The organism is Actinoplanes subtropicus, from assembly GCF_000721705.1.
Lineage (GTDB): Bacteria > Actinomycetota > Actinomycetes > Mycobacteriales > Micromonosporaceae > Actinoplanes > Actinoplanes subtropicus.
In genome coordinates this window covers 86857-107549 of sequence record NZ_JOJL01000043.1, presented here as the reverse complement: position 1 = coordinate 107549, position 20693 = coordinate 86857, and the positions used below count along the sequence as shown (strand labels likewise).

Below are 20693 nucleotides of genomic sequence, written 5' to 3'. Positions count from 1 at the left end.
GGCGACGGCGTCGGAGATCAGTCGTAATGTCGGTCAGATCGCGACCGGTTCGGGGGAGATCGCCCGCAACATCGGTGAGGTGGCGGAGGCCGCCGGGGCCACGGCCAAGGGCGCCGGCGTCACGCACGAGTCCGCCACCAACCTGTGCGACCTCGCCACGCGGGTGGACGAGCTGGTGAAATCGTTCCGGTACTGACCCGGGACGGGGCCGCGTCAACACGGCGTCAACATCCGGCCGGTACGCGTATACGGCGCGTGAACACCCCTGGCCCGCGCGCGGGGAGCGAGGTGCCATGTGTGCTGGGCGCGGCGGCACGAAGCCGGGCGCACGGACCCGGGCGGTGGCTGGTCATGGCGGGTGGACGCGACGAGACGACGTTGGCCCAGGCGTTTGCCCTGGCGGCCGGCTGCGCCGCGGTGACCGTGGCGGCGCTGACCGACGCGGCGTTGCTCGGGCCGCACGAGCTGGGCGCCCGGGCCCTGGTGATCGGCCTGGTCGCGGGCGGGGCCGCGGTGGCGATCCGGGACTGGCGGCACAGCGCCGGCGTGGCAGTCTTCGGCACGCTGGTGTTCGTCGGATTCCTGGCCCACCGCTACGGCGATCTGGCCGGCGACGGGTCGGCGTGGCGGTACACGGCGCTCATCCTCTTCCTGGCCTGCCTCGGCCGCGCGATCCGCGGCGCCTGTCCGCCGGCGGCGCCGGGGTTCACTGATCGGCGCTCTCGGGCAGGGTGAGGACCATGGTGAGGCCGCTGCCGGGGGTCTCCTCCGGGGTCAGCGTGCCGCCCATCGCCTCGGTCAGGCCGCGGGACAGGGCCAGGCCGAGACCGACCCCGGTGTGGTTGTCGCGGTCGCCGAGGCGCTGGAACGGCAGGAAGATGTCGTCCCACCGGTCCCGGGGGACGCCGGGGCCGTGGTCGATGACGCGTAGTTCGACGGCGTCGCCGTGCCGGCTGACGGTGATCACCGGCGGGCGCTCGGGCGGGCTGTAGCGCAGCGCGTTCGCGACCAGGTTGACCAGCACCCGTTCGAGCAAAGCCGGATCGGTCCGTACGGGCGGCAGCTCGTCGGGCAGGATCAGAGTGACCTTGCGGCCGTCGGGGCCGAGGTCGTCCAGGGCGCGGGGGACGACCTCCTCGACGCCCACGTCGATCGCGGTGACGCCGAGCGCGCCGGCCTGCAGGCGGCTCATGTCCAGCAGGTTGGCGACCAGCCGGTCGAGCCGCTCCAGGGACTCGTCCGCGGTCAGCAGCAGCTCGTGCCGGTCCGCGGCGTCGAAGTGCACGTCCTCGCTGAGCAGGCCGGCCACGGCGGCCTTGGCGGAGGAGAGCGGAGTACGCAGGTCGTGGCTGACCGCGGCGAGCAGGGCGGTCCGCATCCGGTCGGCCTCCGCGAGGGGCTTGACCGCGGCCGCCTCGGCGCTGAGCCGTTCCTGCCGCAGCGCGACGGCGGCCTGCGCGGCGAACGCCTCGACGATCCGCCGGTCGGACGCCTCCAGCGTGTGCCCCTTGAGCAGCAGCACCACCCGCTCGTCCACATTGACCTCGACATCGGCGTCCGCGCTCCGGGTGCAGCCCGGCTGACCCACCTCGGCCACCACCACGCCGTCCTCCAGCAGGGTCACCGAGTCGAACCCGAAGGTCTCCTGGAGCCGGTCGAGCAGCGCACCGAGGGGCCGCTCCCCGCGCAGCACCCCGCCGGCGACGGTGGACAGCGTCTGCGCGTCGGCCGAGGCCTCGGCGGCCTGCCGGGTCTTGCGCGCGGCGGTGTCGACGACCCAGCTGACGGCCAGCGCCACCACCACGAAGATGGCCAGCGCGAGCAGGTTGTCCCGTTCGGCGATCGTGAACCGCCCGATCGGCGGGATGAAGTAGTAGTTGAGCAGCAGCGAGCCGGCGACCGCGGCGAGCAGCGCCGGCCACAGGCCGCCGACCAGGGCCACGCCGACCACGGCGACCAGGAAGAGCAGGATGTCGTTGGTCAGCGAGATGGCCGGGCCGGCCCACAGCAGCGCGGTCAGCGCGGGCAGGCCGAGCAGCACGAGGGCGAAGCCGGTGAGCCGGCGCGTGCGGGACAGGGCCGCGGGCAGCCGGGACCGGCGCCGGCCCTGCCCCGCGCGCTCGTGGGTGACCAGGTGCACGTCGATCGGGCCGGACAGCGCCGTGGTGGTCACGCCGACGCCGGCCGAGAACAGCTGGGCGAGCTTGCCCCGGCTGGACGCGCCGAGGACGATCTGGGTGGCGTTGACCGCCCGGGCGAAGTCGAGCAGCGCCCGGGGCACGTCGGAGCCGACGACCTGGTGGTAGCTGCCGCCGAGGCTCTCCACGAGCACCCGTTGCCGGGCCAGCGCCGCCGGGTCGGCGCCGGCCAGGCCGTCGTTGCGGGCCACATGCACGGCCAGCAGGTCGGCGCTCTTCGTCCGGGTGGCGATCCGGAAGGCCCGCCGGATCAGGGTCTCGCCCTCGGGCCCGCCGGTCAGCGCCACCACGACCCGCTCCCGGGTCTCCCAGGTGGCGTCGATGCCGTGGTCGGCCCGGTACTTGCCCAGCTGCTCGTCGACCTTGTCGGCGAGCCAGAGCAGCGCCAGCTCGCGCAGCGCCGTCAGGTTGCCGGTGCGGAAGTAGTTGCCGAGCGCCGCGTCGATCTTCTCGGGCTGGTAGATGTTGCCGTGCGCCATCCGCCGGCGCAGCGCCTCCGGGGTCATGTCGACCAGCTCGACCTGCTCGGCCGCCCGGACCACGGCGTCGGGCACGGTCTCCCGCTGCTCGACGCCGGTGATCTGGGCGACCACGTCGTTCAGCGATTCCAGGTGCTGCACGTTGACCGTGGTCAGCACGCTGATCCCGGCGTCGAGCAGCTCCTGCACGTCCTGCCAGCGCTTGGCGTTGCGGGAGCCCGGCACGTTGGTGTGCGCGAACTCGTCGACGACGGCGACCTCGGGCCGGCGGGCGAGGACCGCGTCGAGGTCCGTCTCGGTGAGGTCCACCCCCCGGTAGCGCACGTGCTTGCGGGGGACGACCTCGAGGTCGCCGAGCATGGCGGCGGTGTGCTTACGGCCATGGGTCTCGACGAAGGCCACCACCACGTCGGTCCCGCGCTCGGCGCGGCGGTGGGCCTCCTCGAGCATGGCGTACGTCTTGCCGACGCCCGGCGCGGCGCCCAGATAGATCCTCAGTTCCCCGCGCGCCATCGCTCAGCCTTTGTCCAGCGCCATGTTGAGTTCAAGGACGTTGACCCCGGGCTCACCCATGAAGCCGAGCGCCCGCCCGACGGTGTACTTCTCGATGAGTTCTTGGACGGATTTTTCGGATATTCCCCTTTCGCGGGCGATGCGCGGGGCCTGCAATTCGGCATAGGCCGGGCTGATGTCGGGGTCGAGGCCGCTGGCGCCGGCCGTGACCGCATCCGACGGCACCACCGGGTGTGCCGGGGCATCGCCGCGAATCGGGGTGATCACGCCGCCCGGGATCTCGCCGGTTCCCGACTCGACGGTGACACCGTCGTAGGTGGGCATGAAGGCCGGCCCGTTCACCGAGATCACCCGGGTGACCGGCCCGGTCAGGCCGTCCCGGTGAAAGACCTCGAGAACCGCACCGACGCCGCCGGCGGTGCAGTAGGGCCGACTGCCGTCCACGCCTTCCAGCTTGCCGATTGCTTGGCTCCGCGCGCAGACCTGGGTGAGCAGACTTTTGCGATCGGCGGTGTCGACGACGTCCTCCGGGCCGAGGTTGCTGGCCGAGGTCGCGGTCGGGTCGTAGCCCTTGCCGGCCGCGGACGGCCGGCTCTGGAAGTACTTCGGGATCGGGTTGCCGTCGGAGTCGGTGAAGGCCTGGCCGATCAGCGTGCTGCCGTGGGCGACGAGCGAGCCGCCCGCCTTGCCGGACAGGCCCGGCAGCTTGCCGATGGCCACGAAAGCGAGCGGATAGGCCAGTCCCAGCAGGACGGTCAGGACGAGCAGCGCGCGCAGGGCGGCGACGTGCTGGGAGAGCCACATGGGCAGGCGCATCTCAGATTCCCGGGATGAACTGGACGATGAGGTCGATGAGCTTGATGCCGAGGAACGGCGTGAGCACGCCGCCCAGGCCGTAGATCCACAGGTTGCGGCGCAGCAGCGCGGAGGCGCTGGACGGGGTGTACCGCACGCCGCGCAGGGCGAGCGGGATCAGCGCGACGATGACCAGCGCGTTGAAGATGACCGCGGAGAGGATGGCCGAGCCCGGCGAGTGCAGCCGCATGATGTTCAGCTTGTCCAGGCCGGGGTACACGGCGGCGAACATGGCCGGGATGATCGCGAAGTACTTGGCGATGTCGTTGGTGATCGAGAACGTGGTCAGCGCGCCCCGGGTGATCAGCAACTGCTTGCCGATCTCCACGATCTCGATCAGCTTGGTCGGGTCGGAGTCGAGGTCGACCATGTTGCCGGCCTCCTTGGCGGCCGACGTGCCGGTGTTCATCGCCACCCCGACATCCGCCTGGGCCAGCGCCGGCGCGTCGTTGGTGCCGTCGCCGGTCATCGCGACCAGCCGGCCGCCCTCCTGCTCCTTGCGGATCAGCGCGAGCTTGTCCTCGGGCGTCGCCTCGGCCAGGAAGTCGTCGACGCCGGCCTCGGCCGCGATCGCCGCCGCTGTCCGCGGGTTGTCGCCGGTGATCATCACGGTGCGGATGCCCATCTTGCGCATCTCGTCGAAGCGGGCCCGCATGCCGGACTTCACCACGTCCTTGAGGTGGATGACGCCCAGGGCCCGGGCCGGTTGCCCGGCGAGGTGCTCGGCGACGACCAGGGGAGTGCCGCCGGTGCCGCTGATCATGTCGACGATCTCGCCGACCTCCTCGGTGGGGTGCCCACCGTTCTCCCGGACCCACTTCATGACGGCCGCGGCCGCGCCCTTGCGGATCTCGCGCCCGCCGAGGTCGACGCCGCTCATCCGGGTCTGTGCGCTGAACGGTACGAAGTGCGCGTCGGTCATCAGGCCCGGCTCGCTCTCGCGCAGGCCGAACTCGTTCTTGGCGAGCACCACCACCGAGCGCCCCTCGGGCGTCTCGTCGGCCAGGCTGGACAACTGCGCCGCGCTTGCGAGTACCTCAGGATCAAGCCCATCCACCGGTACGAACTCGGACGCCTGCCGGTTGCCGAGGGTGATCGTGCCGGTCTTGTCGAGCAGCAGGGTGTTCACGTCGCCGGCCGCCTCGACCGCGCGGCCGGACATGGCGAGTACGTTGCGCTGCACGAGGCGGTCCATGCCGGCGATGCCGATCGCGGACAGGAGCGCGCCGATCGTGGTCGGGATCAGGCAGACCAGCAGCGACACCAGCACGATCCCGGTGACGCCGTGCTCGTTGATCGCCGACGTGTTCGGGGCCGCCGCCTGGTACGCCTTCGAGAAGATCGCGAGCGGCTGCAGCGTCACCACCGACAGCAGGAAGATGATCGTGAGCGCGGCGAGCAGGATGTTCAGCGCGATCTCGTTCGGCGTCTTCTGCCGGTTGGCGCCCTCGACCAGGGCGATCATCCGGTCCACGAAGCTCTCGCCGGGCCTCTGGGTGATCTTGATGACGATCCGGTCGGAGAGGACCTTCGTGCCGCCGGTGACGGCCGAGCGGTCGCCCCCGGACTCGCGGATGACCGGGGCGGACTCGCCGGTGATCGCCGACTCGTCGACGCTGGCGATGCCCTCGATGACGTCGCCGTCGCCGGGGATGACATCGCCGGCCTCGGCCACCACGACGTCGCCCAGTTTCAGCCCGGTCGCCGGGATGAGGCTTTCCTCACCGTCCTTGAGCAGCCGGGCCACGGTGTCCTGTTTGGCGGCCCGCAGCGCGGCGGCCTGTGCCTTGCCCCGGCCCTCGGCGACCGCCTCGGCCAGGTTGGCGAAGACCACCGTGAGCCACAACCAGACCGTGATGATCCAGGCCAGTGCGGTCGGGTCGGTGGTCGACAGGATCGTGGTGAAGGCCGCGCCGATCTCGACGATGAACATGACCGGGTTGCGCCACAGGGTGCGCGGGTCGAGCTTGACCAGCGCACCGGGCAGCGAGTGCCAGAGCTGGGCCGGGTCGAGCAGGCCGCCGCGTACGGCCGCGGGTTTGGCTTTTTCCAAGGGTTTTTCGGCCAGCAAGGTCATGACAGGCCCTCCGCGAGGGGTCCGAGAGCGAGAGCGGGCAGGAAGGTCAGAGCGACCAGCACGACGGTGACGCCGGCGACCATCCCGACGAACAGGGGTTGGTGGGTGGGCAGGGTGCCCTCGGACTCGGGGACGGGCCGTTGCCGGGCGAGCGAGCCGGCCAGGGCCAGCACGAGCACGATCGGCAGGAAGCGGCCGAGGAGCATGACGAGCCCCAGCGCCGTGTCCCACCATGGGGTGTTCACGGTGATGCCGGCGAACGCGGAGCCGTTGTTGTTGCCGGCACTGGTGAACGCGTACAGGACCTCGGAGAGCCCGTGTGGCCCGACGTTGAGCGCCGTGCGGTTGTTCCCGGTGGCGAAGGCCGCGGCCGTGCCGGCCAGCACGAGGGTCGGGGTGACCAGGAAGTACAGCGAGGCGAGCTTCATCTCCCGCGCGCCGATCTTCTTGCCCAGGTATTCGGGGGTGCGGCCGACCATGAGCCCGGCCACGAACACCGTGATCACGGCGAGGACGAGCAGCCCGTACAGGCCGGAGCCGGTGCCGCCGGGCGCGACCTCGCCGAGCATCATGTCGACGATCGGCATCATGCCGCCGAGGGCCGTGTAGGAGTCGTGGAACGAGTCGACCGCGCCGGTCGAGGTGAGGGTCGTCGCGGCGGCGAAGGTGGCCGAGTCCGGGACGCCGAAGCGGACCTCCTTGCCCTCCACGGCCGCGCCGACCGCCTGCGGCACGGTCCCGGCGCCGTGCAGTTCGAAGCCGACGGTGAGGGCGACGCTCGCGATCGCGAGGATCGCCATGACCGCGACGATCGCGTAGCCCTGCCGGTTCTGCCCGACCATCCGGCCGAACACCCGGGGGAGGCTGAACGGGATCACCAGCAGCAGGAAGATCTCCAGCCAGTTCGTCCAGGCCGTCGGGTTCTCGAACGGGTGCGCCGAGTTGACGTTGTAGAAGCCACCGCCGTTGGTGCCCAGCTCCTTGATCGCCTCCTGGGAGGCGACCGGGCCGCCGGTGATGTGCTGGGTGGCGCCGGTCAGCGTGGTCACGTCGGTGCCGCCGGACAGGTTCTGCACCATCCCGGCGATCATGAACACGAGCGTGATGAGCACGCAGGCGGGCAGCAGCACGCGCAGCGTGATCCGGGTCAGGTCGACCCAGAAATTGCCCAGCGTGGCCGTCCTGCGGGCGGCGAAGCCGCGGACGAGGGCGACGGCGACGGCTATGCCGACGGCTGCCGAGACGAAGTTCTGCACCGCGAGACCGGCCATCTGCACCAGGTGACCCATGGTCGACTCACCCGAGTACGCCTGCCAGTTGGTGTTGGTGACGAAGCTGACCGCCGTGTTCCAGGCGATGTGCGTCGGTACCGCGGAGAAGCCGAGGGAGAGCCAGAGTTTGTCCTGGACGCGCAGGAACAGGTACAGGAACAGGATCGAGATCGCGGAGAAGGCGAGCACGCTGCGGGCGTAGACGCCCCAGGTCTGCTCGGCCCGGGCATCCACGCCGACGAGGCGATAGATCAGCCTCTCCCCGCGCAGATCCCGGTTGCCGGAGATCGCGCGATACAGGTAGTCACCGAACGGCCGGTAGACCGCGACCAGCGCGATCACCAGCGTGATGACGAACAGCCAGCCGGCCATCAGAACTTCTCCGGGAAGAGCAGGGCGGCCACCAGGAAGGCGGCCAGCAGCGCGGCGACGATGCCGCCGATGAGGTTGACGGCGTTCACCAGCGTTCGACCGCCCGGATCAGCACGGTCAGCGCGGCGAACAGCGCCACCGTGAGAACGACGAACAGGAGATCAGCCACAGAAGGCTCCTCGGGAAGGACACGGTGCTTTCGCCGACCAGCACAGCGCGGCGCAGCCCGCTCCGTCATCGGCGTTGACGCGATGCCTACGCCCGGGAGCCGTTCTGATACGCGTCATTAACGCCCTCGCGGGCGGGCGTGAAAAACGCGTCAAAAAACGCCGCCGCGGCGTGTTCGCCGCGTGAACGGGCCTAGGCACGACCGGCCCCCGGCCCCAACGATCACTCGGTGCACATCGACAGGTGGCGGACGCCCGCGCTCCTCCGGCTGTTCGCCGCGGTGGTCGCGGTCCTCGGCCACGGCGATGACGGCATCGTGCACGTCACGGTCCGCTTCGGGTACGCCGAGACACCCGACCTGCCACCCGCGCTGCGCCTGCTCGACGAGGAGGACACCGAGGGCCGCCCGCCCGGTTTTGACGCGTTGTTAACGCCTGACCACGAGCTATTCCCCTTACCGCGATGCAACTATCGGCCCGTGGAACGGGAGGGCTGATGACGGTCGTCGCCAAGAAGGCCGAGCCGGCGGGCAAAGGACCGGGCCTTCGTGATTGGCTGCTGAAGGGCCTCAACGAGCAGGCCCTGCAGCACGAGGGGCCGCACGGCGAGCCGCACGAGGACAAGCCGCACTCGTGGTGGAAGGTCATGTGCCTCACCGGCGTCGACTACTTCTCCACGCTGGGCTACCAGCCGGGCATCGCGGCGCTGGCCGCCGGCGTGCTGTCGCCGATCGCGACGCTCGTGCTCGTGCTGGTCACGCTGCTGGGCGCGCTGCCGGTCTACCGCCGGGTCGCGGTGGACAGCCCGAACGGCGAGGGCTCGATCGCGATGCTGGTCAAGCTGCTCTCGTTCTGGAAGGGCAAGCTGTTCGTCCTGGTGCTGCTCGGGTTCGCGGCCACCGACTTCATCATCACCATCACCCTCTCGGCGGCGGACGCGACCGCCCACATCGACGAGAACCCGTTCTGGCCCGCCTCGTTGCGCGGGCACGAGGTGATCGTGACGCTGGTGCTGGTGGCGCTGCTCGGCGGGATCTTCCTCAAGGGCTTCACCGAGGCGATCGGCATCGCGGTCGGCCTGGTCGGGATCTACCTCGCGCTCAACGTGGTGGTGATCGGCGACGGGCTGTGGCGGGTGGTCACCCACCCGTCGGTCATCGGGAACTGGACCGACGCGCTGACCACCGCGCACGGCAATCCGCTGGTCATGGTCGGCATCGCCCTGCTCGTCTTCCCCAAGCTGGCGCTGGGCCTGTCCGGCTTCGAGACCGGCGTGGCGGTCATGCCGCACATCAAGGGCGACCTGCCCGGCCGGATCCGCGGCGCCAAGCAGCTGCTCACCGCGGCCGCCGGGATCATGAGCGTCTTCCTGATCACCAGCAGCCTGGTGGCCACCTGGCTCATCCCGCAGTCGGCCTTCGAGCCGGGCGGTCCGGCCAACGGGCGCGCCCTCGCGTACCTCGCCCACCAGAATCTGGGCAGCGGCTTCGGCACGGTGTACGACCTGTCCACCATCGCGATCCTCTGGTTCGCGGGTGCCTCGGCGATGGCCGGCCTGCTCAATCTCGTCCCGAGGTACCTGCCGAAGTTCGGTATGGCCCCGTCCTGGGCCCGCGCCGTACGCCCGCTCGTGCTGGTCTTCACCGGCACCGCGTTCCTGATCACCTGGATCTTCGACGCCAACGTGGACGCGCAGGGCGGCGCGTACGCCACCGGCGTCCTCGTGCTGATCACCTCGGCCGCCGTGGCCGTGACCCTCTCCGCCCGGCGCAAGAAGCAACAGGGCCGCATGATCGCCTTCGCGGTCATCTCGCTGATCTTCGCGTACACCACCATCGCGAACGTGTACGAGCGGCCCGACGGCGTCAAGATCGCGGCCTGCTTCATCGCCGCGTTCCTCGTGGTGTCCTTCCTGTCCCGGCTCTACCGCGCGTTCGAGCTGCGGGTGACCCACATCGAGGCGGACGAGCGGGCGCAGGGCTTCCTGCGCGAGTGCGGGCGCCGGCAGATCCGGCTGGTCGCGAACGAGCCGGACAGCCGGGACGTCCGCGAGTACAGCGAGAAGATCGCGCAGATCCTCGCCGACAACGACATGGCCGACGACCGGGACGTGATCTTCGTCGAGGTCACCGTCAGCGACGCCTCGGACTTCGAAACCGACCTTCCCGTACGTGGTGAGGTCATGCACCACCGCTACCGCGTGCTCCGGCTGGAGAGCTCGTCGGTGCCCAGTGCGCTGGCCGCCCTGCTGCTCTGGATCCGCGACACCACCCACCGGCGGCCGCACGTCTACTTCGAGTGGACCGAAGGCAGCCCGGTCGCCAACTTCGTGCGGTACCTCATCTTCGGGCAGGGCGAGGTCGCCCCGGTGACCCGCGAGATGCTGCGCCAGGCCGAGCCTGACCGCAGCCGCCGCCCGCACGTGCACGTCGGCTGACGGCTTCCGTCGAAGTGTCCCCGCTTCCGTCGAAGTGTCCCCGCGCCCGTCGCGGCGTCAGAAGCGGAAGCTGCCGACGGTCTCCTTGAGGCCGCCGACGACGGTGGCCACCGTGCCGGTCGTGCGGGCGGCTTCGCCGGCGGCCTCGGATGTGCTGGCCGCGCCCTCGGAGACCTGGGTGATGGTGACGGCGATCCGGCCGGCGGCCGTGGCGGTGTCGGTGACGTTGCGGGACATCTCGTTGGTGGTGGCGGTCTGCTCCTCCACCGCGGACGCGATCGTGGTGGAGAAGTCGCTGATCCGGCCGACGATGTCGGTGATGGTGCCGATGGAGTCCACCGCGGCGTTGGTGCCGGACTGGATCGCGGTGACCCGCTGGGTGATGTCGTCGGTGGCCTTGGCGGTCTCCTGGGCCAGCTCCTTGACCTCGCCGGCGACGACCGCGAAACCCTTGCCGGACTCGCCGGCCCGGGCGGCCTCGATGGTGGCGTTGAGCGCCAGCAGGTTGGTCTGCTCGGCGATCGACGTGATCAGCTTGACGACGTTGCCGATCTCGACGCTGGCGGTGGACAGTTCCGCGACGGTCTCCCGGGCGGTGGCCGAGATGGCCACCGCGGTGGAGGACACCTGCGCCCCCTCGGACGCGTTGACCGAGATCTCGCGGATCGACGCGGTCATCTGCTCGCTGCCGGCCGACAGGGTGGACACGTTGCGGGACACGTCCTCGGCGGATCGCGTGACCGCGGCGGCCTGGTCGCTGGTCTGTTCGGCATTGCCGGACATCTGGGTGGTCATCGCGGAGAGCGTCTGTACCGACCCGTCGAGCGTGTCCGCGGCGCCGGCCATCTGGGCGACCACCCGCTGCACCCGGGCGATGAACTTGTTGACGGCCCGGGCCACCTCGCCGGTCTCGTCGGTGGCCTGCTCGGGCAGGCGTGCGGTCAGGTCGCCGTCGCCCTCGGCGATGTCGGTCATCCGGTCCCGCAGCCGGTACAGCGCGGTGCGCACGGAGCGGACCAGCGACCAGCCGATCGCGCCGAGCACGACGACGGCGACGACCAGCGTCACCAGGACGGTGTTCCGCACCGAAGCTGCTTTCCTGGTGGCCTGAGCGGTCGCCTGTTCGACGGAGGCGTCCAGGAGCGAACGCGCGCCGGTCAACTGCTGCTCGACGTCCGTGGCGCGCTTGTCGTCGGCGGCCAGCACCGTCTTGGCCTGCGGGCTTGCCGGATCGACCGCCTTGGTGACCTCGAGGGCGGTCTTCTCCGCGCCGAGATATTGCTCGTACTGTGCCGACACCGTTGCCAGCGCCGCCGAGGTGGCCCGCGACAGGTTCATGCCGGCGATGTCGGCCAGGTCGCGCCGGGCGTCGGTGGCCGCGGCGGTGAAGACGTCCTCGGCGTGCTGCCGTTCCGGATCGGTGGTTGCCAGCAGCGCCCGGTTCAAGGCGATCGTGGCGTTGCTCTCCTGCATGTCCAGGTCGATCAGCCGGGCCTGCGCGACGCCGAGCGTCGCCTGGCCGTCCGCGAGGCGATGCAACGTGGACACCGACGTCATGGCGAGCGCGCCGAGGGCGGCGATCAGCGCGACCGCGAGCGCGACCAGCGCGGCGATCCGCCGGGCGATCGTCCACCGGAAGGTGACGCGTCCGGTCGTGGTGGAATTGTCCGTCAATTTCGCGTGCATCTCTTTCCCCCGCTCGGGAGCGTTCGACCGATCGGCCCACCCCCGCAGGGGATCGTGGTAATTGCGGGGATTCATCAGTAGTGAAACACATTTGTCGGGAGCCGACGGGAGGACTTCGGGCGGGAGCGGGAAACAGGCCGCCGGCCGGTGTCGTATTGTCGTGCGGTGCCCGATTCCTCTGTGAAGACCGCCGGCGGACAGCCGCTCCGGAGCAAGGCCGAGAAGCGGGCCGCGGCCAAGGCGGCCAAGGCGCGTGCCCTGGCTGTGCGGAAGCGCCGGCGGGCGATGGCCGTCGGCGGCGCCGCGGCGGCCGTGCTGGCGCTCGTCGTCGGGCTGGTCCTGTGGGTCGGCCACTCGTCGTCGCACCCGGCCGCCACCCCGAGCGCGGCCGCGGGGGCGACCGCCGTCTCGGCCCAGCCGAGCGCGGCGTTCCCGCCCTTGCCCGCCGGCGCCGACCCGGCCCTGAGCAAGAAGCCGGCGGTGACCGCGGGCGCCGGCGCCCTCACCAGGCTCACGACCACCACTCTCATCCAGGGCTCGGGCGCGGCGGTCCGGTCGGGGCAGACGATCAACGTGAACTACGTGGGCGTCACCTATAGCGACGGCAAGGAGTTCGACTCGTCCTGGAGCCGCTCGCAGCCGTTCAGCTTCCCGATCGGGGCCGGTCAGGTCATCAAGGGGTGGGACCAGGGGCTGATCGGGGTCAAGGTGGGCAGCCGGGTCCAGCTCGACATCCCGGCCGACCTGGCGTACGGCGAGCACCCGACCGGCGGGCAACCGGCCGGCGCCCTGCGCTTCGTCGTCGACGTCCTCTCGGCGTCCTGACCGCGGCAAGATCCACGACCGGGTGATCGCGTCGCGGGTCGACGGGGCGTAACGTCCTATTTGTCCATAATGGTGGGCATGCGCACCAGGCGGCTCGCTCCGCACCGGTCACCACGCCCGACGGGCGGGAAAGCGGAGTCCTCGCTACCGCGGCTGCTCGCCGACCTCAGCGTGGTCATCGGCACCATCACCGGCCTTCTCTACTACTTCGGCTGGGTCAAGGCCCAGAACGAGGCGTGGCGACTGGGCTTCGACGTCTCGGCGCTGGATCTCAGCACCCCGGACTGCCTGATGAAGAGCCTCAACGTCCTGTTCGTGCCGGTGCTTCTCCTGCTGCTGGTGGCGCTGGGCCTGCAACGGATCCATCGCCGGATCGCGGCGCCGTTCATCGCCGCCGGGCGTCGCACCACCGTGCTGCTGGCCGCGCGGCTGCTGTGCCTGGCCTGGCTTCCCCTCGCGGTGGTCGCCGTCCTGCTGATGTACACGCCCCTGAAGGGATACGCCCTGCCGCTGTGCCTCGTGACGGCACTGCTGCTGGCCCGGTACGGCCGCATGATCAGCCAGTCCCGGACCGGAGTGGATCCGTGGCCGGCCGGCACCCGGATCCTGGTCGGCGCGTTGCTGGCGCTCGCCACGTTCTGGACGACCGAGCGGGTCGCCCGCACCGTCGGGCAGGCCCTCGGCGCGGAGATCGCGGCGCAGCCGTCCCAGCTCACGGGCGTCGTGCTCTACAGCGCCAAGGACCTGCGCCTCGACGCGCCCGGGGTGGTCGCCACGCCAGAGCCGTCGCCCCGTACCGCTTACGGGTTCCGTTATTCCGGGCTGTACCTGCTGGAGCGCTCCGGCAACCGGTATTTCCTCATCACCGACCACCCGGGCCGAGTGATCATCGTGAACGAGAGCGCCGACGTGCGGATCGAGTTCGTCGGCACCCGCGGATCGGACGTGAAGCCTTGACCAGATCCATCCTCATCCTGCTGCTGGTGGTCGGCGCGATCCCGGCCGGCGGGCGGGGCCTCGAGCGTCGCGCCCCGGCGGGCGGCACTCCCGCCGTCCGGACCGGCGCGATCGTGGCCGTCGACTGGCAGACGTCGATGGGCGGATGGCACCTGATCCGGTGGATCATGCAATTCACCCCCGGCGGCGGTGGCAACGGCGGCGGGGGCGGCAACGGCGGCGGGGGCGGCAACGGCGGTGGTGGTGGCAATGGCGGCGGTATGAATGGCGGCGGCAACGACGGTGGTGGGGGCAATGGCGGCGGGGGCGGCAACGGCGGTGGTGGTGGCAACGGGGGCGGTATGAATGGCGGCGGCGGGGGCGACGGCGGCGGGCAGGATCCGCTCTACCGCTCCTTCGTGCGACGCGACTGCCAGGAGACGCTCCGTCTGGCGCGCCGCACCCATGACCAGCCACGGCGTGGCCTCTACGAGGGCGCCGCGGCCGCCTGCCTGGCGGCCTTCTACGACCGCGGCGATCTGTGGCGGATCGCCGGGGCCCGGCTCGACCGGCTCCGCGGCATCGCCACCGACTGCCAGGACGGCGGCGTCCTGCGGATCCTCCGGGAACTGGTCGACACCCACCGCGCCCACCCCAGGATGAGATTCGCCCTGGCGGCGGGCGGCACGGACCCCTGTCTCGACGCGACCGGGCCCGGCGCCCAGGCCGGGCCCGGCGGCCGGACTGGAATCGGCGGCGGGGCTGGAATCGGCGGCGGGGCTGGAATCGGCGGCGGGGCTGGAATCGGCGGCCGGGCTGGAATCGGCGGCCCGGCCGCGCCGGGCCGGCCGCAGGCGCTCGCCGCCACCCTGTCCGGCGAGCCGGCTACTCGAAGCGGGTGACGTCGCCCGAGCCGACCCGGATGATCTCGGGCTCGCCGTCCGAGAGGTCGATCACCGTGGTCGGCTCGACGCCGCACTCGCCGGCGTCGAGGACCGCGTCGACCGCGTGGTCGAGCAGCTCCTTGATGTCCCAGCCGCTGGTCATCGGCTCCTCGTGGCCGGGCAGCAGCAGCGTGCTCGACACCAGCGGCTCGCCCAGCTCCGCGAGCAGCGCCTGCACCACCACGTGCTCCGGGATGCGTACGCCCACGGTCTTCTTCCTCGGATGCAGCAGCCGGCGCGGCACCTCCTTGGTGGCCGGCAGGATGAACGTGTACGGCCCCGGCGTCGACGCCTTGACCAGCCGGAACGAGGCGTTGTTGATCTGCACGAACTGGCCGAGCTGGGCGAAGTCGTGGCACATCAGCGTGAAGTGGTGCCGGTCGTCGAGGTGCCGGATCTCCCGGATCCGGTCCAGGCCGTCCTTGTTGCCCATCCGGCAGCCGAGCGCGAAGCACGAGTCCGTCGGGTAGGCGATCAGCCCGTCCTGCCGCACGATGTCGGCCACCTGCCGGATCGCCCGGGGTTGCGGGTTCACCGGATGCACGTCGAAATACTTCGCCACCGGGGCAGCTTAGTGACCACTTCGAGCCACCGCCGCGCGACTGGCTGTGTCGCCCCGCTGTTTCCGCTGGCAGGGTCGGTGACGTGCGAAACGTCGCCGTGCTGATGCCACCCACCGTTCGCCCGTTCGAGCTGGCCGTGTACTGCGAGGTCTTCGGCGTCGACCGGACGGACCGGGCGGTGCCGCCCTTCGACTTCGCGATCTGCTCCGAGCGGCCGGGCGTCCCGGTGCCCACGTTCGGCGGCCTGCACGTCACGCCGGCGCACGACCTGTCCCGCCTCGCCGTCGCCGATCTGGTCGCGGTGGCCCCGCCGGCCGAGCCGTCCCGCTCGGTCTCGCCGGCGACCGCCGCGGCGCTGCACGCCGCGAAGGACCGAGGTGCGCGATTGGTCGCGGTCTGTTCGGCGGCCTTCCTCCTGGCGTCGGCCGGGCTGCTTGCCGGCCGTACGATCGCGGCCCACCGGATGTACGCCGACCGCCTGCGCGACTGGTTCCCGGAGGTGACGGTCGACCCGTCGCTGCTGTACGCCGACGACGACCCGGTCCTCACCTCGGCCGGCACCGCCGCCGGGATCGACCTGTGCCTGCACCTGATCCGCAAGGACCACGGCGCCGCGGCGGCGGCCGCGGTCGCCCAGGGGATGCTGGTCGGCCCCTACCGCACTGCCACGCAGGCCCCGCAGGGGCCCCGGTTCTCCGCGCCGTCCGTAGGACCAGGCGCCGGCGGCGGCACGGCTTTCGAGCGGCCGGACGGCGGCATCGACAAGCTGCTCGACTGGGCGCTCGGCAACCTGCACGAGGACCTGTCCATCGACGTGCTGGCCCGCCGGGCGTTCCTGTCCACCCGCTCGTTCGCCCGCCGCTTCCGGGCGGCCACCGGCACCTCGCCCTACGCCTGGGTGCTGGACCAGCGGGTCCGCCTGGCCCAGACCCTGCTCGAGACCGACCCGTCGATGGGCGTCGAGGAGGCCGCGGGCCGGGCCGGCTTCAGCTCGGCGGCGCTGCTCCGCCAGCACTTCCAGCGGCGGTTCGGCTGTTCCCCGACGGCGTACCGCGCCCGCTTCGCGCCGTCATCGCCCGGATGACCGCGGCCATGTCCTCGGCGCCGTGGCCCTGCTCCTCGGCCTCGGCGAAGAGCTCCCGGCAGACCTCCAGCAGCGGCATGCCGGCCCGGGCCGCCTCGACGATCAGCCGGTTGTTGTAGTGCACGTCCCGGATCGACGCCTGCACCGGGAACTCCCGCTCGGCCAGCATCCCGGCCTTGCCCCGGGACACGTAGCTGGCCATCGGCCCGGCGTCGAGCACCGCCCGCAGCGTCCCCGGGTCGAGGCCGTGCCCCTCGGCGAAGTGGAACGCCTCGGCCAGCCCGGTGACCATGCTGATCAGGAAGGTGTTGACGGCCAGCTTCATCAGGAGCGCGTTCGGCACCGGCCCGCAGTCGAAGGTCTGCCGGCACATGGGGCTCATCAGCGGGCGTACGGCGGCAAGGTCCTGCTCTTCCCCGGCCAGCATCGCGACCAGCTGTCCCGCCTCGGCCGGCCCCTTCGACCCGGACACCGGCGCCTCGACATAGCGGCCGCCGTGCCCCCGGATGCGCTCGCCGAGCCCGGCCGAATACTCCGGCGAGGTGGTCCCCATGTGCACGCCGATCCGGCCGGCGACGTGCGGCCCGATCACGCTGTCGATCGCCTCGCCGTTGGCCAGCATGAGAAACACGATCCCGGCCCGCTCGAAGACCTCGGCCGGGCCGCTTGCGGTCTCCGCCCCGGCCAGCGGCACACCCGACCGCGTCCAGGCCACGAGATCGTGCCCGGCCGCCACGAGGTTGGCCGCCATCGGCCGGCCCATCACCCCGAGACCCAGAAACCCCAGCGCCATGACCCATAACGTACGGCGTCGACCGGCCCCGGAGCGTCGCAAAGCCGCGCCGTAATCCGGCCAGTTGTCCCCGCTTGGTCTCGTCGTCGCCGGCCGGCTCGTGGTCCCCGACGGGTTCCCGCTCCGCCGCATGCCCGGCGCGGGCCGCCCCGGACTACGGCTGGGTGTCGCCGCCGCCGGTGCGCCGCTGCGCCTCGTCGACGCCCTTGTCCACCTGCGAGTCGTACTTGTTGCCGGTACGCTTGCCGACTTCCTCGCCGGCCTTCTCGATGCCCTCGTCGACCTGCTTGTCGTGCTTGTCCGCGAAATCCTTGGCCTCATCCATGAATCCCATGCCCGCCGGATGCCCGCCGCCCCGGCCGGTAAACGGCGGGTGTGCGATCGTGCACCGATCCTCAGATCGCCGTCGGGCTGTTGAGCGTGGCAGTCAGGGTGTCGCGGGCCCTTTCCAGTAAAGAGATGTAGACCTCTGCCCGTTCCGGATCGAGGGCGATCTCGAGGGCGTTCTCCCGGGTTCGGTGCGCCTCGAACAGGAGGCCAAGCAGGGTGCGGAGATCGGAGTCCCACTCCCCGTCGGGGCGGAAGGTGATGTCTCCGAACTCTCGCCAGAACGGTGCCAGGGCGTAGAACAGTTCCCGGGCGTCGATGCCGGTCTGGCTGAAGGCGGACTTGCGGATCAGGCGTCCGGTCGCCGTCTCGCTCGGCACGATCAGGTCGTCGCCGGGGGCAATTCTCGGCCGGTCCTCGGGCGGCCAGGGCAGCGAGCCGTACAGCGCCACCTCCGAGCCGTCCTCGACCCTGATCCTCAGCCGGGGAGGCACGGCGACGAGATCCCACTCGACCCGGAGGGACTGCCACAACCGGCGCGCGTCCTCGGGCTGGAGCTGCCCCATGCAGAGCAGGGCGAACCGTCGCCAGTTGACCGCGGCCGGTTCGCCGACCAGTTCCTCGGCATCGACCGGTCCGTCGTTCAGCAGTACCGCCAGGCAGATCAAGTTTGCGGTGAAGGACGCCTGGCGTTGCGCCATGGTGTGCCGGACCGGCTCGTATCCGCCGGACGACCAGGTCGGGTGGGGGAGTCCCGCGTCGGGGAGCAGTTCCAGCACCAGGTCGCGGCATCGTCGCCGGGTGCCAGGGTCCAGCCGGGCGATCATGCCCCGGCAGAATTCCCAGAGCGGCGCTCGCCGGGCGACCGTCGCGAACGAGGTGAGGGTGTGGAAGAAGCCGGCGTCCAGGGTCGTACCCACCCGGCGGGGCAGGAGGGCGCGCACCTCGGCCAGTTCGACCATCGCGTTCACGATCTGCCGCGCCGCGAGGAACTCGCCGAACGTGGCGTGCAGGAACTCGAAGCTGCGCACGAAGCCGCCGCCGGTGTCCCGGGTCGCCTGGGACTCGTGGACGAAGAAGAACCGGCCGACGAGCAGCTGCCCGATGCCGAGCGGTCGGCCTTCCGCGCCGGGGAGCGTTCGGTCCTCCTCGCTGAGCAGCCGGCCGGCGTCCTGCTCGAGCTCCGGTTCGAGGATCACGTCGCGACCGCGGTTGTGCATGGCGATCGCGACCGCGCAGAGCCGGCGCCACTCGGCCGCGACCTCGGCCTCCCGCTCCTCGGTGCCGAGCCTGGCGCCGAACTTGTCCACCTGTCGCTCGAAGAAATCGGCGAAGAGATTCTCGTAGAGCTCGACCCGCTCCAGACCGCCGGCCCCGTGCTGCAGGTTGTTGGCGCGGCTGTCGTAGATGGCGAGCAGCAGGAGCAGCAGGGGCTGGCCGGCCAGCTCGCGGTGCCGGAGCGCCACCGCGACCGGCAAGGTCGACAGGCCGCGGCGGGTCAGGCCGGGCTCGTTCAGTTCGTTCCACACCGCCAGCCACCGCGCCACCTGGTCGTCAGCGAACGGCTCCAGCCGGACGACCGGTGTGCCGGTGGGGAAGCGCGCCCGATCGGCGACCACGGTGCGGCTGGTCACGAGTACGGCGAGCGGCCTACCGAGCGCGGCTTGCTGCTCCTGGAAGTCCTGGAGCTGCTCCAGGTAGCCGGCCCAGTTCTGCCCGGTCGCCTGCAGCAGCTCGTCGAAGCCGTCCATCATCACCACCGGCAGCGCGGGTTGCGCCCGCCGGACGACCTCGGGCCAGGTCACCGTCTCGCCGAGTTGCCGAAGGAGGGCCTCCTCGATCTGCTTGGCGACGGGCGCGTCGGCGCGGACGCTTCGCAGCTCGACCCGGACCGGTAGGAAGTCGCTCCCGGCCAGCCGGGCCGCGAGCACCCGAGTGAGCACCGACTTGCCCGAGCCGGGCTGGCCGAGCACGACAATGGGCTGGTCGGTGACGCGCGGGGTGGTCAGCATCGCGACGAGGAAGTCCTGTACGGCCGGCACCGGCCGGCCCTCCTCGGCCCACCAGCGCTCGGTCGCCGGCAGGCTGGCCGGCCCGGCGACGGCGCTCTTGCCCGCCGGTTCCTGATAGCCGTCGCGGAGCGTGGGCAACCGCAGGTCGCCCGGGACGTCGGCGGCGTTGAGGATCGGCTTGGCCATCCGCGCCTCGTGGATCCGCGCCAGGCCGGCGAGTGTCGCGTCCACCGCGGTGTGCTGTGCTGTGATCACCTCGCGGACGAGCATGCGGGTGGCCTGGGCGTCGGTGATCTCGATCCACAGACGGAACTCGGGAATCTCGGCCGCGAGCCGCCGGTAGGCCGCGCGATACCGCCGGACGGCGTCGTCCCGGATCGTGTTCAGACCGTGGAGAAGATCGATGTACTCGAAGACCCGAAGCCCGTTCAGGAACTCGGCGACGAACCTCCCCATCTCCCGGCAGTAGGCTCCGACCTCGTCCTCCACGGACTCCACCGGCCGAACGGGGGTCGGGTAGGGTGCCGGCGTGTTCGCCAGTTGGGCGACCATGCCTTCGTAGCTGTGCGCGGGCGGACTGCCGGCGGCGATCGCGGCCTGTTCGGCCGCGGAGAGCTCCGCCGCGTCGAGCCGCGCGCCGCGGCTCGCGGCCCACGCGTCGAGCGCCTCGTAGAAGGCGACCAGGACGATCACGGTGTGTGCCGCCATCAGCCGCTCGGTCCGATCGAATCGGCCCAGCCGGTGCACCCGGTCGCGCCACACGCCGGCGGCCGCGCGGCCCCACCGGACGACCTCGTCGCGGAGGGCGAAGAAGTCGACCGTTCCGGCGCTGCCGATCGTTACCGTACCCGCGACGACCCCGCCCGCCGTGTCGAGGCGGCTCACCCACCTCGGGTCGCCGTCGAGGAGCTTGACCGCGTCGGAGAAGGACAGACCCCGTGACCTCATCGGGCGAAGGTAGCGGACGCGGGTCATGGGGGTAGGCGCGGCAGCGCCGGTGGGGCCGGGAACAGCCCGGCGGCCGCGCGCGGAGGGTGAGCTGCAGCCGACCGGGCGGAAAGGCGGGGACTCGTGGCCGACCGTACGATATGGCGATTTTGATCTTGATGGTTCGCCGGGTTGGACATGGCATGAGCGGGCTGCCGGGACCATGC

Annotated in this window: 18 protein-coding genes and 1 pseudogene; 8 read left to right on the top strand and 11 right to left on the bottom strand. The window is 71.3% G+C overall.

Annotated elements, in window-relative coordinates:
* Positions 1-196: pseudogene (locus tag IH26_RS61700) on the top strand (methyl-accepting chemotaxis protein); the annotation flags it as partial.
* Between the two features lie 155 nt (positions 197-351).
* Positions 352-735, top strand: coding sequence for a hypothetical protein (locus IH26_RS54825; RefSeq protein WP_034217397.1), 384 nt, complete (start codon positions 352-354; stop codon positions 733-735).
* Here IH26_RS54825 and IH26_RS0145015 read toward each other — a convergent pair.
* Genes IH26_RS0145015 through IH26_RS60595 form a run of 6 tightly spaced genes read right to left on the bottom strand, consistent with a single transcriptional unit; the run spans position 707 to position 8003 of the window.
* Entirely contained in the window at positions 707-3190 is a 2484-nt protein-coding gene (locus IH26_RS0145015) for a sensor histidine kinase (protein ID WP_030442445.1), read from the bottom strand. The genes IH26_RS54825 and IH26_RS0145015 overlap by 29 nt on opposite strands.
* A 3-nt stretch (positions 3191-3193) precedes the next feature.
* Positions 3194-4006, bottom strand: coding sequence for a potassium-transporting ATPase subunit C (locus IH26_RS0145010; protein ID WP_030442444.1), 813 nt, complete (start codon positions 4004-4006; stop codon positions 3194-3196).
* Position 4007: 1 nt separating this feature from the next.
* Entirely contained in the window at positions 4008-6122 is a 2115-nt protein-coding gene (gene kdpB / locus IH26_RS0145005) for a potassium-transporting ATPase subunit KdpB (protein WP_030442443.1), read from the bottom strand.
* Positions 6119-7765 carry a potassium-transporting ATPase subunit KdpA gene (kdpA, locus tag IH26_RS0145000; protein ID WP_030442442.1) on the bottom strand — a complete coding sequence of 549 codons (1647 nt, stop codon included), beginning with the start codon at positions 7763-7765 and terminating at the stop codon, positions 6119-6121. Before kdpA ends, kdpB begins: the two co-directional genes overlap by 4 nt.
* A complete protein-coding gene (gene kdpF / locus IH26_RS57310; RefSeq protein ID WP_063763866.1) occupies positions 7765-7854 on the bottom strand; it encodes a K(+)-transporting ATPase subunit F in 90 nt (29 codons plus the stop codon). The genes kdpA and kdpF overlap by 1 nt, the downstream gene beginning before the upstream one ends.
* A complete protein-coding gene (locus IH26_RS60595; RefSeq protein WP_157437716.1) occupies positions 7851-8003 on the bottom strand; it encodes a hypothetical protein in 153 nt (50 codons plus the stop codon). The genes kdpF and IH26_RS60595 overlap by 4 nt, the downstream gene beginning before the upstream one ends.
* 159 nt (positions 8004-8162) lie before the next feature.
* Between IH26_RS60595 and IH26_RS0144985 the strand changes: the two genes are divergently transcribed.
* Both IH26_RS0144985 and IH26_RS0144980 read left to right on the top strand, forming a co-directional pair.
* Positions 8163-8429: a hypothetical protein gene (locus IH26_RS0144985; RefSeq protein ID WP_030442441.1), complete on the top strand. Its 267-nt coding sequence runs from the start codon at positions 8163-8165 to the stop codon at positions 8427-8429.
* Positions 8429-10369 (top strand): APC family permease, encoded by a 1941-nt coding sequence (locus tag IH26_RS0144980; RefSeq protein ID WP_051809682.1) that lies wholly within the window; start codon positions 8429-8431, stop codon positions 10367-10369. The genes IH26_RS0144985 and IH26_RS0144980 overlap by 1 nt, the downstream gene beginning before the upstream one ends.
* Before the next feature lie 57 nt (positions 10370-10426).
* Here IH26_RS0144980 and IH26_RS64125 read toward each other — a convergent pair whose 3' ends face one another.
* Positions 10427-12055, bottom strand: coding sequence for a methyl-accepting chemotaxis protein (locus IH26_RS64125; RefSeq protein WP_051809680.1), 1629 nt, complete (start codon positions 12053-12055; stop codon positions 10427-10429).
* 165 nt (positions 12056-12220) lie between these two features.
* On the opposite strand from IH26_RS64125, the gene IH26_RS0144970 reads away from it, so the two are divergent.
* The 3 genes from IH26_RS0144970 (at position 12221) to IH26_RS62415 (ending at position 14718) form a co-directional block, all read left to right on the top strand.
* Positions 12221-12880, top strand: a complete 660-nt coding sequence (locus IH26_RS0144970) for an FKBP-type peptidyl-prolyl cis-trans isomerase (RefSeq protein ID WP_245665975.1) — start codon at positions 12221-12223, stop codon at positions 12878-12880.
* Between the two features lie 78 nt (positions 12881-12958).
* Positions 12959-13837: a hypothetical protein gene (locus IH26_RS0144965; RefSeq protein ID WP_157437712.1), complete on the top strand. Its 879-nt coding sequence runs from the start codon at positions 12959-12961 to the stop codon at positions 13835-13837.
* A complete protein-coding gene (locus tag IH26_RS62415; protein ID WP_211268877.1) occupies positions 13834-14718 on the top strand; it encodes a hypothetical protein in 885 nt (294 codons plus the stop codon). The genes IH26_RS0144965 and IH26_RS62415 overlap by 4 nt, the downstream gene beginning before the upstream one ends.
* Here IH26_RS62415 and IH26_RS0144955 read toward each other — a convergent pair.
* Positions 14702-15322 (bottom strand): L-threonylcarbamoyladenylate synthase, encoded by a 621-nt coding sequence (locus tag IH26_RS0144955; protein ID WP_030442435.1) that lies wholly within the window; start codon positions 15320-15322, stop codon positions 14702-14704. The two genes, IH26_RS62415 and IH26_RS0144955, sit on opposite strands and share 17 nt — an antisense overlap.
* Before the next feature lie 83 nt (positions 15323-15405).
* On the opposite strand from IH26_RS0144955, the gene IH26_RS0144950 reads away from it, so the two are divergent.
* The gene (locus tag IH26_RS0144950) at positions 15406-16407 is read left to right on the top strand and encodes a GlxA family transcriptional regulator (RefSeq protein ID WP_051809678.1); all 1002 of its coding nucleotides are present in this window, start codon (positions 15406-15408) and stop codon (positions 16405-16407) included.
* Here the strand turns inward: IH26_RS0144950 and IH26_RS0144945 are convergent.
* The 3 genes from IH26_RS0144945 to IH26_RS0144935 all read right to left on the bottom strand — a co-directional run bounded on the left by IH26_RS0144945 (position 16310) and on the right by IH26_RS0144935 (position 20487).
* Positions 16310-17200 (bottom strand): NAD(P)-dependent oxidoreductase, encoded by an 891-nt coding sequence (locus tag IH26_RS0144945; RefSeq protein ID WP_034217395.1) that lies wholly within the window; start codon positions 17198-17200, stop codon positions 16310-16312. The genes IH26_RS0144950 and IH26_RS0144945 overlap by 98 nt on opposite strands.
* Positions 17201-17354: 154 nt before the next feature.
* Positions 17355-17534 carry an antitoxin gene (locus tag IH26_RS0144940; RefSeq protein WP_030442432.1) on the bottom strand — a complete coding sequence of 60 codons (180 nt, stop codon included), beginning with the start codon at positions 17532-17534 and terminating at the stop codon, positions 17355-17357.
* A gap of 61 nt (positions 17535-17595) precedes the next feature.
* Complete coding sequence (locus IH26_RS0144935; protein ID WP_030442431.1) at positions 17596-20487, bottom strand: NACHT domain-containing protein; 2892 nt, start codon at positions 20485-20487, stop codon at positions 17596-17598.
* Between the last annotated feature and the right edge of the window lie 206 nt (positions 20488-20693).

Excerpts from the sequence above, each read along its gene's own strand:
- IH26_RS54825 (WP_034217397.1), top strand. The coding sequence starts at position 352 with ATGGCGGGTGGACGCGACGAGACGACGTTGGCCCAGGCGTTTGCCCTG.
- IH26_RS0145015 (WP_030442445.1), bottom strand. The coding sequence starts at position 3,190 with ATGGCGCGCGGGGAACTGAGGATCTATCTGGGCGCCGCGCCGGGCGTC.
- IH26_RS0145010 (WP_030442444.1), bottom strand. The coding sequence starts at position 4,006 with ATGCGCCTGCCCATGTGGCTCTCCCAGCACGTCGCCGCCCTGCGCGCG.
- kdpB (WP_030442443.1), bottom strand. The coding sequence starts at position 6,122 with ATGACCTTGCTGGCCGAAAAACCCTTGGAAAAAGCCAAACCCGCGGCC.
- kdpA (WP_030442442.1), bottom strand. The coding sequence starts at position 7,765 with ATGGCCGGCTGGCTGTTCGTCATCACGCTGGTGATCGCGCTGGTCGCG.
- IH26_RS60595 (WP_157437716.1), bottom strand. The coding sequence starts at position 8,003 with ATGACGGAGCGGGCTGCGCCGCGCTGTGCTGGTCGGCGAAAGCACCGT.
- IH26_RS0144980 (WP_051809682.1), top strand. The coding sequence starts at position 8,429 with ATGACGGTCGTCGCCAAGAAGGCCGAGCCGGCGGGCAAAGGACCGGGC.
- IH26_RS64125 (WP_051809680.1), bottom strand. The coding sequence starts at position 12,055 with ATGCACGCGAAATTGACGGACAATTCCACCACGACCGGACGCGTCACC.
- IH26_RS0144965 (WP_157437712.1), top strand. The coding sequence starts at position 12,959 with ATGCGCACCAGGCGGCTCGCTCCGCACCGGTCACCACGCCCGACGGGC.
- IH26_RS0144945 (WP_034217395.1), bottom strand. The coding sequence starts at position 17,200 with ATGGCGCTGGGGTTTCTGGGTCTCGGGGTGATGGGCCGGCCGATGGCG.
- IH26_RS0144940 (WP_030442432.1), bottom strand. The coding sequence starts at position 17,534 with ATGGGATTCATGGATGAGGCCAAGGATTTCGCGGACAAGCACGACAAG.
- IH26_RS0144935 (WP_030442431.1), bottom strand. The coding sequence starts at position 20,487 with ATGAGGTCACGGGGTCTGTCCTTCTCCGACGCGGTCAAGCTCCTCGAC.